Source organism: Streptomyces sp. NRRL S-37 (assembly GCF_000721605.1).
In the GTDB taxonomy this organism is placed as follows: Bacteria; Actinomycetota; Actinomycetes; order Streptomycetales; family Streptomycetaceae; genus Streptomyces.
Genome location: NZ_JOIZ01000010.1, coordinates 229086 through 242327, shown reverse-complemented (window position 1 = coordinate 242327; position 13242 = coordinate 229086). Strand labels below are relative to the sequence as shown.

The window sequence follows — 13242 nt, the reverse complement described above, 5'->3', positions numbered from 1 at the left end:
CTACCAGGAGGCCGGGACGGCCGCCGCCGGGCGGGTGCCCACACAGGCCCAGGCGGTCCGTGCGCGGGCCAGTACGGTGTCGTCCTGGACCGCCGAGACGGACAGCTGAAACGTTTCCTGCGGACGGGCGCCCGACGCGCACTCGTCGACCACCAGCCGGGTGGGCCGGTCGAACTCGCCGAAGGCCAGGCACTGCACCGTGGTCCGGGCCAGCGCGAAGGACAGGTCGGCGAACGGGCCGTCGCACGCCTCGTGCACCATGAGGTGGCCGAGCTGGCGGAAGCCCTCCAGCATCACCATCATCGGGATGTGGTCGGTGGGGTGGTCGAAGAGCACCGCGTGGTCGCGGTCCACGCGTAACCGCCACTCGTCGGGCCTCGCGGCCTCTTCCAGGACGCAGTCCCGCCAGCGCAGCCGCCCCACCCGGTGCGGGGGCGTGCGCAGCGCCCCGGAGGCGGCCGTCCGCGCCGGTGCGGTGCCCGGCGCGTCCGCGGCACCGCCGCCGAGCCGGCGCAGCAGGCGGTAGCGCCGCTCGTCCACCATCAGCATGCTGATGGTGCCCCAGCCGCACGCGCGGCCGCCGACGACGAGCCGGAAGTCCATCCGGGCCCCGCTCCTGCCCCGCGCGTCGTCGCCGTCCCAGGTCCACTCGCCCACCAGGAACACCGAGAGCGGTACGCCCTCGACCCGCAGGGCGGAGGGGTCGGTGATCTCGAAGTCGAGGTCGCGGCCGATGAAGCGCCGGCCGAGCGGCACACCGCAGTGCCGGTGGGCGACGTAGACCATCCCCTGACGCAGGGTCTCCGCGAACAGCAGGGGATCGCTCAGACCGTTCTCGTCCGGGTGGTAGAGCGCGTGGTCGCGCGGCCACTGGGCGGCGACGACGAACTCGCGGTCACCGACACGGGCACCGTCGGTGACGAACACCTCCGCGACGGAGCTGCGGTGCACCAGCTCACGCGTCACGGGACGTGCAAAGCTCAACGAATCGCAGGCGTGGGCCATTGCTGACGCCTGAGAGATGCTGGGATGATTGAGCACGACTGACATCCGGGATTCGCCTCCCCCGTACTGGAAGAACCAGGACCATGCGAACTAACAGACGTGCGGCGCCCTTCGGCACGAAATTAATATACCTTCGGGAAGGTATCTTGCAAGGCTCGGGCAAGATGCGGCAAATGAACGGTCATCTCTGCTGGTCAGAGGGGCGAAACCCGCGAAGCGTCCGCACGTGCCCCGGTCCAGTCCCCCCACCAACCGGCCACCGAGAGCAGCGGACGGCACGGCACGAATGGACGTCATGAGCGAACACAGCGACGCGACACAGACCGCGCACATCTCCGGCGGAGCCTCGGTCGACGACACCTCGCACCTCAAGCAGGAGCGCGCCATCCGCACCCGGCGCACCATCCTCGACGCGGCCGCGGAGGTCTTCGCCCGGCACGGCTACCCGAACGTCACCATCAAGGACATCGCCGACGGCGCGGAGATGACCAAGGGCGCGGTGTACTTCCACTTCTCCAACAAGGAGGCCCTCGCGGCCGCCGTGACGGAGGAGTTCTACCGCAGGCTCAACGAGATCGTCTCCCCCGCGCTCGAGGGCGACCACTCCTCGCCCTCGACGGTGGCGGACGTACTGCTGCGCACCGCACGCGGGTTCCGCGACGACGCCTACGTCAAGGCGGGAGCACGCCTGCAGATCGAACGCCCCTACATCAAGGCGGAGATGCCGGTCCCGTACGTCGGTTTCACGTCACTGATCGTCGAACTCCTCCAGGAGTGCCGGGCCGCGGGCCGGCTGCCGGAGAGCGCGGTGCCCGAGGCCCTGGCCAGGGTCCTGGTCTCCGCCCTGTTCGGTGCCCAGCACATCTCCTGGGTGCAGAACGACCGGGCCGACATCGTGGAGCGGGTCGAGGAGATCCTCGACGCCTTCGCCCTGCTGTCCGTGCCGGCGCGGTAGAAGCGTGTGGCCGGGAAGGTGCGGCCGGAGCCGCTGAACCGCTCCGGTCGCCGCACCCGCCGTGCCGTGCGGCGGCCGGAGGGACGGTTCAGTCCAGGAAGGCGGCCTCTATCCAGCGACGCAGGGCGGCCGGACGCATGCGGTGCAGCCGGTCCACGCTGTCGGACACCTCGTGCGGGCCGCCGACCGACAGGAACTTCTCCCGCACCAGATCCGCGTGCCGGACCCGGGTCTCCGGGCCCGCCGCACCGACCGGAATCAGCCGGGTGCGCGACACCGTACGGCCGTCGGTCAGCCGGACGGTGACCCGGGCACCGGTGGCCTTCGCGGCGCGGGAGAAGTCCCGGTCGTCGGCGCTCAGCGGGCCCAGCAGGTCGACCAGCTCGTCCCCGCCGAAGCCGCGCAGCCACGGCACGGCACGCTCCCCCGCCTCCCGTACCGCCTCGCCGAACGGGGCGTCGGACAGGAACAGTTCGCGCGTCATCTCGGTGTCGTGCTCCAGGCGCACCCGCCGGGCCAGCGCCCAGCGGGCCGTGTCGTCCAGGTGCGGGGAGGAGAAGTCGTCCACGGTGAACTCGCCGGTGAGCAGGGTGGTCGCGACGGGGTAGGGCACGTCGAGGACCAGGGCGCCGAGCGGGGAGCCCGGACCGTTGACGTACCGGGCGGCACGCTCACCGGCGAAGAGGGTGTACAGGGACGCCTCGACGACCACCTCGGCCACGTCCTCGGGCCGCAGGCCGCCCAGTTCCCGGTGGATCTCGGCGGCGCAGTCCACGGCCGCGTCGATGCCCGGCCCGCCGGGGTGCATCTTGAAGGACAGCGTGTCGGTGTGCCAGCGTCGGCCCAGTCCCTTGGCCACCGCCTGCGGCAGCGGCACGGTGGCGAACCGGGCGAGGAAGCCGTCCTCGTGCTCGACGATGTCGGGAGCGCCGCGCAGCCCCGCGTACGCCGCGTCGCAGGCGTCCATGGCGGTGCGCACCGGGGTGAAGGTGTTGAACAGACGGGCGTCGCTGGCCAGGAAGGCGCGCATCAGGGGCCAGTTGGGCATGGCGAAGGCCAGCCCGAAGGCGTTCTCCCAGAGCGCGGCCGGGGCCCGGTCGCAGTGCAGCCGGCCGGCCACCGCGCCCGCCAGGTGCGTGTGCACCGCGCTCTGGCCACGCAGCGGGCCGAGGGTGGCCGAGGCGGTGATGCGGGCCGCGCACTCGTTGGCCGCGACGACGGCGGTCAGCAGGGACAGCCCGTCGAGCCGGCGGGTGTAGGCGAAGGCGAGCGGTACCGCGACGGTGGAGTTCGACAGGTGTCCGGCGTAGGCGGTGTCGTCGAGGTTGAGCCAGGACCCGAGGGCGGCGAAGACGCCCGCGGCGGTGCGCGGGTCGCGCTGCATGGGGTGCCCGAAGGCCGCCACCAGCCGCCGTCCCAGCGGGTGCTGGAGCCCGGCCCTGATGGATGCGGCCTGCGAGAGTACCTGACTGGCGGCGAGCTTCAGCACCCGGCACGGGATGTGCTCGGGGCGCAGCGTCGCCGCCCACTGGGACAGTTCACGCAGCGGGGTGTCGGTGGGCCGGCGAGGACGCCTGGGCGCCGTGCTCCCCCAGTCGTCGCACAGCGCCCTGGCCACGCTCTCACCGAGTACTGCCGTCATGGCGCGAGGCACCTCTCTTGCCGTACGCCGGCCGGGGCGTGCCGTGGCCGGCGGCTGGTCGCTCCGGGCGGGTGGAAGCGGCGGCGGGAGCACCGTCGGCCGGTGCTCCCGCCGCCGCGGGAGGGGTTCAGGCGGCCGGCACCTTGTCCAGGAAGCCGTAGACGGCCTTGATGCGGCCCGCCTCGTCGGCGACCAGGACGTCGAAACCGATCGCGATCGGCTCGGCGCCGGGCTCGGTGACCAGGCCCCACTGGAACCGGGCCTGGTTGTGGTGGGCGTCGACCGTGCCGTGCAGTTCAAAGGTCAGGCCCTTGAACTGCTCGCGGGCGCCCGCCACCACCGCGCCGAAGCCCTCGTGGCCCTCGACGGCGGCGAGCGGGTCGATGTACGGGGCGTCGGCGGTGAACAGCTCGGCGATGGCCGCCGCGCGCTTGTCGGCGTCCGCCTCGTTCCAGATGGCCAGGTAGCGGTCGACGGTGGTGGTCAGGTCGCTCATGTGTGTGTTCTCCTCGTTTCCGTTGGTGCGGGTGACCCGACGTGCCGTCGCCAGGCGTGCGGTACGACGGGGGTTCTGGATGTCTCAGAGGGTCTCGGGGCGGTCGTGGGCCGGGGCCCACACAGGGAGGGCGCCGGGGAGGACCTCGAAGGTGGCCGTGGAGCCGATGCCGTGCTGGTACTCGCCGTCGTGCTCCAGCGGCAGTCGGCGGCCGTCGGTGCGCTCCACGGTGATGGTCCGGCCGCGCGCGTACCGCGTGGCGGGGTGGCCGATGTGGGCGGCGGTCAGGGTCAGCCGCGGTACGTCGGCCGCGGCGATCCCGTCTCCGATGACGCAGACGTCGAGCAGGCCGTCGTCGAGCAACGAGTCGGGCAGGACGTTGAACCGGCCGCCGCGGTAGGGGCCGCCGCCGACGTTCGCGAGGACGGTCGGGCCCTCGTGCACGACCCGCCCGTCGACGGTGACCCGGCCCGGGTACGGCGCGTAGCCCGCGGCGGTGTCGGCGAAGGCGCGAGCGTACCGCTCGCGGCCGGTCAGCGGCAGGTCGCGGGCGGTGATCAGCGCGTCGGCGATCACACCGGAGCAGGCGCCCAGGTAGACGTACTGACGGGTCTCGGCGAGACGGGCCAGGTCCAGGCGGCGCGGGCGGGCACTGCCGCCGATGCCGGAGTCGGTGAGGATCGCCTTGATGGACTCCGTCCAGGGGCGGTCGCCCCACAGCATCTTGTAGCCGGAGTTGCCGGTACCGCCGGGCACCACCGCGAGCGTGGCGCGCCCGGAGGCGGGCACCAGGCCCTGGACGGCCTCCCGGACGGTGCCGTCGCCGCCGATGACGACGACCAGGTCGGGGGCGCCGGTGTGCCGTTCGAGGGCCCTCCGCACCGCGACGGTGGCGTCACCCGGTCCGGTGGTCGGGTGCACCTCGGTGTGTTCCAGATACGAGTCGCACAACTGGCGTACCTGTTCCACCAGTTCCGGGCTGTGGCTGCCGGAGGCCGGGTTGGCCAGGACCAGTGCCCGGATCGGGACCGGGGCTGCTGTATCTGCCATGCGGGCGTACTCCTTCGTCGGACGGCGCCGGCGGGTCCGGGGCCAGGGCCGCGCCTGCGGCTCCGGACCCACGACGTCGACTCTGCCACCGACCGCTGTCACGGCGCTGACGTGCGGCTGACGCCGACGAGGCGCACGGGCACGGGGAGGCAGGGCAGGGACACGCCGGGCACGGGGACGCGGGGCCGAGGGCACGCCCGGCCCGTCGCGGACGCCCGCGGTGCGCCGGGCCGGGCGCCGCGGGCACCCTCGGCGGGACTCCGGGCGCAGCGCCCGGAGTCCCGCCCCGGCGCCCCGGTCCGCGGGCGTGTGAGGCACGTGTGCGAGGTGGGCCGGGAGTGGGAGGGAGGGCGAGGCGCGGGCCGGCCGGTATGCCCGGCCGCCGCCCGGCCGGGGGCCGGGCGGCGGCCACGCGGGAGGCGCCGCCCTCGCGGTCACTGCTTGGCGAAGGCCAGCAGGTCCGCGTTCAGACGGTCGGCGTGGGTGGCGAACAGGCCGTGGGCCGCGCCCTCGTAGGTCAGCAGGGTGCTGCCGGGAATGAGCTCCGCGGTGCGGGGAGCGCACAGCGGATACGGCGCCGCGAGGTCGGCGGTGCCGTGGACGACCAGGGTGGGCACCCGGACGGCCGCCGTCTCCGCTCGCTGGTCGGTGGTGAACAGCGTGCGGTAGATCTCCGTGGCAGCCCGCGGCGAGGTGTCCATGGCCAGGTCCATCAGCCACTCGGCCAGTCGGGGCGAGAGTGGCGTGCTCGCCGGATCCGCCTCGGGGCCGGCGAAGAACGGCCAGGTCAGTGATCTCAGCCAGGCGGCCCGGTCGGTCCGGATGGCCTTCTCGATCTCCTCGAACAGCGCCATCTCCAGGCCGTCCGGGTTGTCCGGGGTCCGCAGCAGAAACGGCGTGGTCGAGGAGACCAGCGCCAGCTTCCCCACCCGCCCGGCGCCGTACCGGGACAGGTAGCGCACGGCCTCACCGCCGCCCGCCGCACAGCCGACCAGCAGGACGTCCCGCAGGTCGAGGTGGTCGAGCAGGTCGGCGAGGTCCGAGGCGAGGGTGTCGTAGTCGTAGCCGCTCCAGGGGACGTCCGAGCGCCCGGTGCCGCGCCGGTCGTAGGTGACGCAGCGCAGCCCCTGACCGGCCAGGAACGGCGCCTGGAACTCCCACATCCGCGAGTCCGCCATGGCGGCGTTGAGCAGCACCACGGGACGTCCTTCGCCCCAGTCGGTGCAGTGGAGCCGGGTCCCGTCCCGGGTGGTGACGTACGGCATGACGCCTGCCTTCCTTGGGTGGTGGGGACCCTCAGCGCCGTGCGGTGCGGCCCGGCGCCGCCAGCACCAGGGCGGAGGCCAGGAGTCCCAGGGCGATGAGCGGGACGAGCGTGACGGCGAACGCGTGCGGGTAGGCGCCCGCCGAGCCGCCGGCGTCGGCCAGGGTGGGGAAGAAGACCGCTCCGGCGATCGCCACGCCGACGGCCGCGCCGCCCTCCTGGGCGGTGTTCAGCAGCCCGGACGCGGAGGCCGCGTGCTCGGGCGCGGCCGCGCCCAGCACCAGGTTGGTCAGCGGGCCGGTGGTCAGGCCCATGCCGAGCCCGGCGACGAGGAGGGCGGGCAGCAGCCACAGCACGTGCCCCATCGTGTCGAGGCGGTCGGCGGTCAGGGCGACCGCCGCGTAGCCGATCGCGAGGGTCAGCGGGCCGACGGCCACCCTGCGGGCGGTGACCGAGGCGGCCTTGCGCGACGACACCACCGAGGCGCCGAAGTAGCCCGCGCCCAGAGCCAGGAAGACGGACCCGGACTCCAGGGGCGACAGGCCCCGGCCCAGTTGCAGGTAGAGGGCCAGGACGAAGAAGAAGGAGCCCATCGCGAGGAAGTAGACCACCGTCGCGGTCAGCCCCACCGAGAACACCCGGCCCTTGAACAGGGCGGGTTCGATCAGCGGGCCCCGGTCGGCCGCCGCCCGCCGGCGCAGGTGCCAGACGGTCACCGCCAGCAGGACGGCAGCACCGGCCAGCGCCTCCCACACCCACAGCGGCCAGCCGCTCTCCTGGCCCTCCAGCAGCGCGAAGACGATGATGCCCAGGGACGCCGTGACCAGCAGGGCACCCACGAGATCCAGCCGGGTGCCGCCCTCGCCGCGCGACTCGGGGATCGTGCGGCCGACGAAGGCCAGGGAGACCAGACAGAGCGGGACGTTGATCAGGAAGATGGTCCGCCAGCTCAGTCCCGCGATGTCGACCGTGATCAGGGCACCGCCGATGAACTGGCCGAAGACGCCGGCGAGTCCGATGACCAGGCCGTAGGCGTTGAAGGCGCGGTCGCGGGCGGCGCCGGTGTACACCGTGCCGATGATGCCGAGCACCTGCGGCACCATCAGCGCGGCGGCGGCGCCCTGAGCGATGCGGGCGACGACCAGGACGGTCGCCGTGGGTGCCAGGCTGCACGCGGCCGAGGCCAGCATGAACAGCACCATGCCGAGCGTGAACATCCGCCGGCGGCCGAAGAGGTCGCCGAGCCTGCCGCCGGTGATCAGTCCCGCGGTGAAGGCGACGCCGTAGCCCACGACGAACATCTGGGCCTGGGCGGCGCCGGCGCCCAGGTCGGCCTTGATGGCGGGCACGGCCACGTTGGCGATGAAGAAGTCCAGCACCGTGATGAACGTGCCCACGAGCACCACCAGGAGCGCACCGGCCGAGGGGGCGGCGGCCGGTGCGCCGCCGGGGGGCGTCGGCGTACGCCCCTCGACGACGACTTCCGTGCTTGTCTCAGAAGTCATGACGACTCCGTTTCTCGATCATTTCGGGTGGTTGGCCGGTGGTGCCGGTACCGTGGCCGGTCACCAGGTCACGGGAAGGTGTGTCACCCCGTGGAAGACGGTGCCGCGGCGGAAGACCGTGCGCGGGTCGGCCGCCAGCCGCAGGTTCGGGAAACGCCGCAGCAGGGAGCGCAGCGACAGCTCCATCTCCAGCCGCGCCAGCGGGGCCCCCTGGCAGTAGTGCGGGCCGAAGCCCCACTGCAGGTGGCCGCTGGTGTCGCGGTGCGGGTCGATCCGGTGCGGGCAGGTGAAGACCGACTCGTCGTGGTTGCCGGCGGGCACGGAGATGACGACGGCGTCGCCCTTGGAGACGGCCACACCGCCGAGTTCGAGGTCCTCCACCGCCAGCCGGACCATCGCGTCCTGGGAGATCGACCAGTAGCGCATCGACTCCTCGATGAAGTTCGGTATGAGCGCGCCGTCGTCGGCGGCCACCCGCGCCCGCAGGTCGTCGTCGCGCAGCAGCGCCAGGATGTTCAGGGCGATCTGGTTGGTGGTGGTCTCGTGTCCGGCCACCAGGACCAGCCGGGCGATGCCGACCAGCTCGTCCAGAGTGATGGCGCCCTTCGCGTGGTGGTTGACCGCGAGGCGGCTGATCAGGTCGTCACCAGGGCTCTCCAGCTTGCGCAGCGCCAGTTTGGCCAGGTACTCGGACATCTCCTCGAAGGCGGCCAGGGAGACCGCCGGGTCCTCCTGGGAGATGGTGACGCGGGTCTTCTCGATGAAGAACGCGGAGTCGTCCTCCGGAACGCCCAGCAGCCGTGCGATGACGAGGGTCGGCAGCGCGCGGGAGAACACCGCGTGCAGGTCGGCCGGCCGGGGCAGTGCCTCCAGTTCGTCCAGCAGCTCGTCCACCAGCCGCTGGACCGGTTCGCGCAGCCGCTTCACCCGGCGCGCGGTGAACTCGGTCTGGATCATGCGGCGGAGCCGGGCGTGCTCGGGGTCGTCCATGCGCAGGAAGGAACTCGGGTTCCCGCCGGGCGGGACCTGGATGCGCACCGGTGCGCCGGGCAGCCGTTCGTCGGCGCTGAGGCGGGGATCGCCCAGCGCCTGCCGTACGTCGGCGTACCGGGTCACCAGCCAGGCCAGGCGGGACTCGGCGGCTCCCGCCGGGAGGCGCACCACGCACGGGGGCGCGTTGCGCAGTTCCGCCAGGATGGGCGGCGGGTCTCCGTCCTCGGTGCGGGAGAAGGGCCAGTCCAGGACATCGGTGTGGTCCGCGAGCGACACGTCGGCCTCCAGGGATGAGGGGTCAGGCAGGTGGATCCCGGGCACCGGCTCTCTTCCGTGGTCGGACTCGGACGCGCTGACGCCGCCGGGGCCGAGGGGACATGGGTGGTGTCCCGTCCAAGGCCGCGGACGGTCGTGCGCCACTGTCGCGCAGTCCGCTGACACGGCGCTGACACGGGTGCCGGCCGTGCTGTGGAACCCGGGCACTCGTGTGGAGCCGGTGCTGGGCGTGTGGTGCAGACCGGGAAGGCGCCGGAGCGGGGCGCCTTCCCGGTGCCGCGCGGGTGCTGTGGCCGGGGAGGCCGCCGTCGGCCTCTCCGGTCGCGGCGCCAGGGCCTGTCGTTTGGATCGGGTCGGCCGAGAGCGACTGCGCCTCTCGGCCGACCCGGAGCGGGGCGTGGTGCGTGCAGATGCAAGGCGGAGGAGGGCGGCAACGCGATGGGGGTCCCTCCCGCGCGAGCGCAGCCGAGCGTGGGGGAGTTGACAACCGACGACAACGCGGCTGGGGGTCCCCCCTCTGGGGGAGTGCGTGCCACGCCCCGCGACGCCGGCATGATCCAAACGACAGGCCCTAGCGCGCGGGTCGGGCGGCGATCCGCTGCAGGCGGTGCGCGAAGTGGGCGGTGACGGCCTGGGCGTGGGTGTCGATGTAGAAGTGGCCGCCGGAGTACTCGTTGTGGCCGAGGTAGGCGGGGGTGCGTCCGGCCCAGTGGGTCATGGCGTCCGGCTCCTCCTGCAGAGGGTCGGAGCGCCCGCCGTAGGAGGCGAGCGGGCAGGCGACCCCGGCGCCGTCGTCGACGTACTGGGCGGCGACCCTGAGGTCGGCGCGGAGCGCGGGGACCACGAGGGCGAGCATCTCGGGATTGTCGTAGATCTCGGCCGGGAAGGAGCCCAGCTTCTTGATCCACTCGACGAGCTCGGACTCGGGCATCCGGCTCTGCTCCTCGGTGGGCTGGAAGAAGCCCACGGGCGACCAGCCGGACATGCCGACCATGACGGGCGCCGGGCCGCCCTCCTCCTCCATGCGGATGGCCAGCCGGAATGCCAGCTGGGCGCCGAGGCAGTGCCCGAAGAACGCGAACGGCCGGTCGTCCAGGTCGTCGAGCACGGCCTCGTGCAGCGCTTCGAGCAGCGGCCAGAACTCCTCGTACGTCGGCTCCTCCCGGCGGTTGTGACGGCCCGGCAGGGTCACCGCCTGCGCGGCGATGTCGGGCGGCAGCAGGCTCTCCCAGTCCCGGTAGATGATGGCGCCGCTGCCCGCGTGCGGGAGCAGGAACAACCGGATCGAGGCGTCGGGCGAGGGCTCCACCGGGTGGAACCACTGGCCCGCACGGGACATCCGGCTGCCGGCGGTGACGGTGGCGCCGGTGTCCGTTGCGTTGGTGGTACTGGTCACGACTGTGTACTCCCCACGGTGGTGGACGGGCCGAGGGCGCGTACCGCGGGCAGCAGCACCTCGGCGATCTCCTTCAACTGCGGTTCCGGGTCGAGCGATCCGATCCTCAGGACCAGGTGGCGGGCGCCGGCCCGGACGTAGCCGCCGAGCCATTCGGCGCACTTCTCGGCGCTGCCCCAGGCGTAGGCCTGGATGGTGCGCATCTGGTCGAGGGAACGGCCGTAGTAGTGGCTGATGTAGTGCTCCAGTTCGGCCTCGGCCGCCCGCTCGTCGCGGTTCACCGTGATCGTCGCGTACAGGGCGGGGGTGACGGCGCCGGCGGGGCGGCCCGCCTCCTCGGCGAGCTCGGCGATCCGGCGGCGAGCCCGGCCGTAGGCGTCGGGGTCGGGCAGGAACGGCAGCCAGCCGTCGTAGCGGGTGGCGGCGCGGGCGAGCACCTTGGGGGTGTCGCTGCCGGCCAGCCACAGCGGCGGGCCGCCGGCGGTGGCCGGGGAGGGCAGCCGGTCGAGGTGGTCGGCCTGCCAGTACCTGCCCTGGAAGTCGGCCGGTTCGCCCTCCTGTCCGGCGCGCCAGGCCGTGCGCCACAGGGCGGTGATCTCGTCGAGGCGTCCGACGCGGCCGGTGAAGCCGGCGCCGACCGAGGCGAACTCCTCCTCCGTCTCGGGCATGGGGAAGCCGGAGCCGAGCCCGAGGACCAGCCGGCCCGCGGCCACGTGGCTGAGGCTCGCGACCATGTTGGCGCCGATCAGCGGGTGGCGCAGGGCCGGGGTCAGGGCGGCGGTGCCGACGGTGATCCGCTCGGTGGCGGCGGCAGCGGCGGCCAGGACGACGAGCGGGTCCAGGCGGGGGCGGGCGGTGAGCGAGTCGCCCGCCCAGAGGGAGTCGAATCCCAGAGCCTCGGCCTGCCGGGCGAAGCCCAGCAGCGGGGCCGCCGCGTAGGTGCCGTTGATGGCCTGTTCCCGGGTGGGCAGCAGGATGCCGACGTGCAGGGGCCCGTTCATGGGCGACGAAACCTTTCTGTCCGTGGTGGCTGACGCGGTGTCATGCGACCGTGCCGGCCAGCGGGTCCCGGGCCGGTGCCGTCAGCCGCTCCCGCACCGCGCGGCGCAGGATCTTGCCGGAGGGGTTGCGGGGCAGGGAGTCGGTGAAGTGGTAGGCGGTGGGGATCTTGTAGTCGGCGAGCCGGCCGCGCAGGGAGAGCAGCAGTTCGCGCGGGTGCGCCTCGGCGCCGGGGCGCAGGACGACGACCGCGTGCACGCTCTCGCCCCAGTGCTCGTCGGGCAGGCCGACGACGGCGGCGTCCGCCACGGCCGGGTGCGCGGCGAGAGCCTTCTCGACCTCGGCCGGGTAGATGTTCTGCCCGGCGACGATGATCGTGTCGTTGATGCGGTCGCACAGGTGGAGGTAGCCGTCCTCGTCGAGGTAGCCGGCGTCCCCCATGTGCAGCCACTCCCCCACCAGGGTGCGCGCGGTGGCCTCGGGCAGGTTCCAGTAGCCGAGCATCCGGGACGGGGCGCGCACGCAGATCTGGCCGATCTCCCCGGGCGGGAGGGGATCGCCGTCGGGGCCGATCACCTTGACCTCGTTGCCGGGGCACGGCCTGCCGACCGAGTCCAGCACCGGGCTGCCCGGGTGGTGCGCTTCGGGCGGCAGGCACACCGCCACACTGCCGGTCTCGGTACTGGCGTAGATCTGCGCGAACTCGCAGCCGTAGGTCTCCAGGCACTGCTTGAGCAGAGTCTCGGACATGGGCGCCGCGCCGTAGGCGATCTTGCGCAAGGAGGTGAACGCCTCCGGCCCCGCGCCGCGTTCGGCGGCCATCATCTGGAGCATGGCGGGGGCCGCGAAGGTGGTGGTGACCTTGTGGGTGCGGATCAGCCGGACCGCTTCCTGCGGGTCGAACTGCGGCATGATCACGTTGGTGCCGCCCGCGTTGAAGGTGTGCAGGAACCAGCCGATGCCCGCGACGCCGAAACCCGGCAGCGAGATGAGGCTGACGTCGTCGGGCAGCCAGTCGATCCAGGCGACGCCGTGCTCGCGCATCGCGTGCGGCAGGGTGAAGAAGCTGCGGTGGGCGAGGACGGCGCCCTTGGGCAGTCCGGTGGTGCCGCTGGTGTAGATCTGCACCACGGCGTCGTCGGGGCCGGTGCCCGGCACCGGCTCGGAGTCGGGCTGGTCAGCAGCCCAGGCGGGCAGGCCCGCGCCGCGGGCGGGTTCGCCGTCGGCGTCGGTGCCGTCGACGCGGATCACCCGCCGCAGACCGGGCAGTTGGTGGCGCACCGCGGCCACGGTGTCCCAGAACTCGTCGTCGACGAAGATCAGGGCGGCGCCGGAGTCGCGCAGGATGTGGTCCACCTCGGTCGGGGTGAGCCGCCAGTTGACCGGCACCAGGACCGCGCCCGCCTTGGCGCAGGCGAGCATCACCACGTAGTAGTTCTCCGACTCGCGCCCCAGGTAGGCGACCCGGTCGCCGCGCCGCACGCCGCCGGCGCGCAGGGCGTGCGCGGCACGGCTGCTGTCGCGGTGCAGCTTGTCGTAGGTGGTGATGCGGCCCTCGCAGATGATCGCCGGGTGGTCCGGCCGGCTGCCGGCGTGGGCCCGTGAGGAGTGGGTGAGCGTCCAGCGCTCCCTCGGTGTGCCGCTGGGTATGTCAGTCATGA

Annotated in this window: 11 protein-coding genes; 1 reads left to right on the top strand and 10 read right to left on the bottom strand. The window is 73.1% G+C overall.

Annotation, left to right across the window (positions count from 1 at the left end):
- On the bottom strand, positions 1-966 hold the full coding sequence (locus tag IH50_RS0117310; RefSeq protein WP_037872487.1) for a ScbA/BarX family gamma-butyrolactone biosynthesis protein: 966 nt from the start codon (positions 964-966) through the stop codon (positions 1-3).
- 334 nt (positions 967-1300) lie between these two features.
- Here IH50_RS0117310 and IH50_RS0117305 point away from each other — a divergent pair, with 334 nt between their 5' ends.
- Complete coding sequence (locus tag IH50_RS0117305; protein ID WP_234328183.1) at positions 1301-1960, top strand: ScbR family autoregulator-binding transcription factor; 660 nt, start codon at positions 1301-1303, stop codon at positions 1958-1960.
- Between the two features lie 88 nt (positions 1961-2048).
- Here the strand turns inward: IH50_RS0117305 and IH50_RS0117300 are convergent, their stop codons facing one another.
- The 9 genes from IH50_RS0117300 to IH50_RS0117260 all read right to left on the bottom strand — a co-directional run bounded on the left by IH50_RS0117300 (position 2049) and on the right by IH50_RS0117260 (position 13240).
- Positions 2049-3602 carry an MmgE/PrpD family protein gene (locus IH50_RS0117300; protein WP_030862384.1) on the bottom strand — a complete coding sequence of 518 codons (1554 nt, stop codon included), beginning with the start codon at positions 3600-3602 and terminating at the stop codon, positions 2049-2051.
- 127 nt (positions 3603-3729) lie between these two features.
- On the bottom strand, positions 3730-4098 hold the full coding sequence (locus IH50_RS0117295) for a nuclear transport factor 2 family protein (RefSeq protein WP_030234889.1): 369 nt from the start codon (positions 4096-4098) through the stop codon (positions 3730-3732).
- A gap of 84 nt (positions 4099-4182) precedes the next feature.
- On the bottom strand, positions 4183-5148 hold the full coding sequence (locus tag IH50_RS0117290; protein ID WP_030862381.1) for a diacylglycerol/lipid kinase family protein: 966 nt from the start codon (positions 5146-5148) through the stop codon (positions 4183-4185).
- Positions 5149-5582: 434 nt separating this feature from the next.
- Positions 5583-6413 carry an alpha/beta fold hydrolase gene (locus IH50_RS0117285; RefSeq protein WP_030862378.1) on the bottom strand — a complete coding sequence of 277 codons (831 nt, stop codon included), beginning with the start codon at positions 6411-6413 and terminating at the stop codon, positions 5583-5585.
- Positions 6414-6444: 31 nt separating this feature from the next.
- Positions 6445-7917: an MFS transporter gene (locus IH50_RS0117280; RefSeq protein ID WP_030862375.1), complete on the bottom strand. Its 1473-nt coding sequence runs from the start codon at positions 7915-7917 to the stop codon at positions 6445-6447.
- Positions 7918-7977: 60 nt separating this feature from the next.
- Positions 7978-9186, bottom strand: a complete 1209-nt coding sequence (locus IH50_RS0117275) for a cytochrome P450 (protein WP_030862373.1) — start codon at positions 9184-9186, stop codon at positions 7978-7980.
- A 571-nt stretch (positions 9187-9757) separates the two neighbouring features.
- A complete protein-coding gene (locus IH50_RS0117270; protein ID WP_030862368.1) occupies positions 9758-10525 on the bottom strand; it encodes a thioesterase II family protein in 768 nt (255 codons plus the stop codon).
- A gap of 53 nt (positions 10526-10578) precedes the next feature.
- Positions 10579-11583: an LLM class flavin-dependent oxidoreductase gene (locus IH50_RS0117265; protein ID WP_037872486.1), complete on the bottom strand. Its 1005-nt coding sequence runs from the start codon at positions 11581-11583 to the stop codon at positions 10579-10581.
- Between the two features lie 40 nt (positions 11584-11623).
- On the bottom strand, positions 11624-13240 hold the full coding sequence (locus IH50_RS0117260) for a fatty acid--CoA ligase (protein ID WP_030862362.1): 1617 nt from the start codon (positions 13238-13240) through the stop codon (positions 11624-11626).
- Positions 13241-13242 lie beyond the last annotated feature (2 nt).

Bases quoted from the DNA above. Each gene is read 5' to 3' on its own strand.
- IH50_RS0117305 (WP_234328183.1), top strand. From the start codon at position 1,301: ATGAGCGAACACAGCGACGCGACACAGACCGCGCACATCTCCGGCGGA.
- IH50_RS0117300 (WP_030862384.1), bottom strand. From the start codon at position 3,602: ATGACGGCAGTACTCGGTGAGAGCGTGGCCAGGGCGCTGTGCGACGAC.
- IH50_RS0117295 (WP_030234889.1), bottom strand. From the start codon at position 4,098: ATGAGCGACCTGACCACCACCGTCGACCGCTACCTGGCCATCTGGAAC.
- IH50_RS0117290 (WP_030862381.1), bottom strand. From the start codon at position 5,148: ATGGCAGATACAGCAGCCCCGGTCCCGATCCGGGCACTGGTCCTGGCC.
- IH50_RS0117285 (WP_030862378.1), bottom strand. From the start codon at position 6,413: ATGCCGTACGTCACCACCCGGGACGGGACCCGGCTCCACTGCACCGAC.
- IH50_RS0117280 (WP_030862375.1), bottom strand. From the start codon at position 7,917: ATGACTTCTGAGACAAGCACGGAAGTCGTCGTCGAGGGGCGTACGCCG.
- IH50_RS0117270 (WP_030862368.1), bottom strand. From the start codon at position 10,525: ATGTCCCGTGCGGGCCAGTGGTTCCACCCGGTGGAGCCCTCGCCCGAC.
- IH50_RS0117265 (WP_037872486.1), bottom strand. From the start codon at position 11,583: ATGAACGGGCCCCTGCACGTCGGCATCCTGCTGCCCACCCGGGAACAG.
- IH50_RS0117260 (WP_030862362.1), bottom strand. From the start codon at position 13,240: ATGACTGACATACCCAGCGGCACACCGAGGGAGCGCTGGACGCTCACC.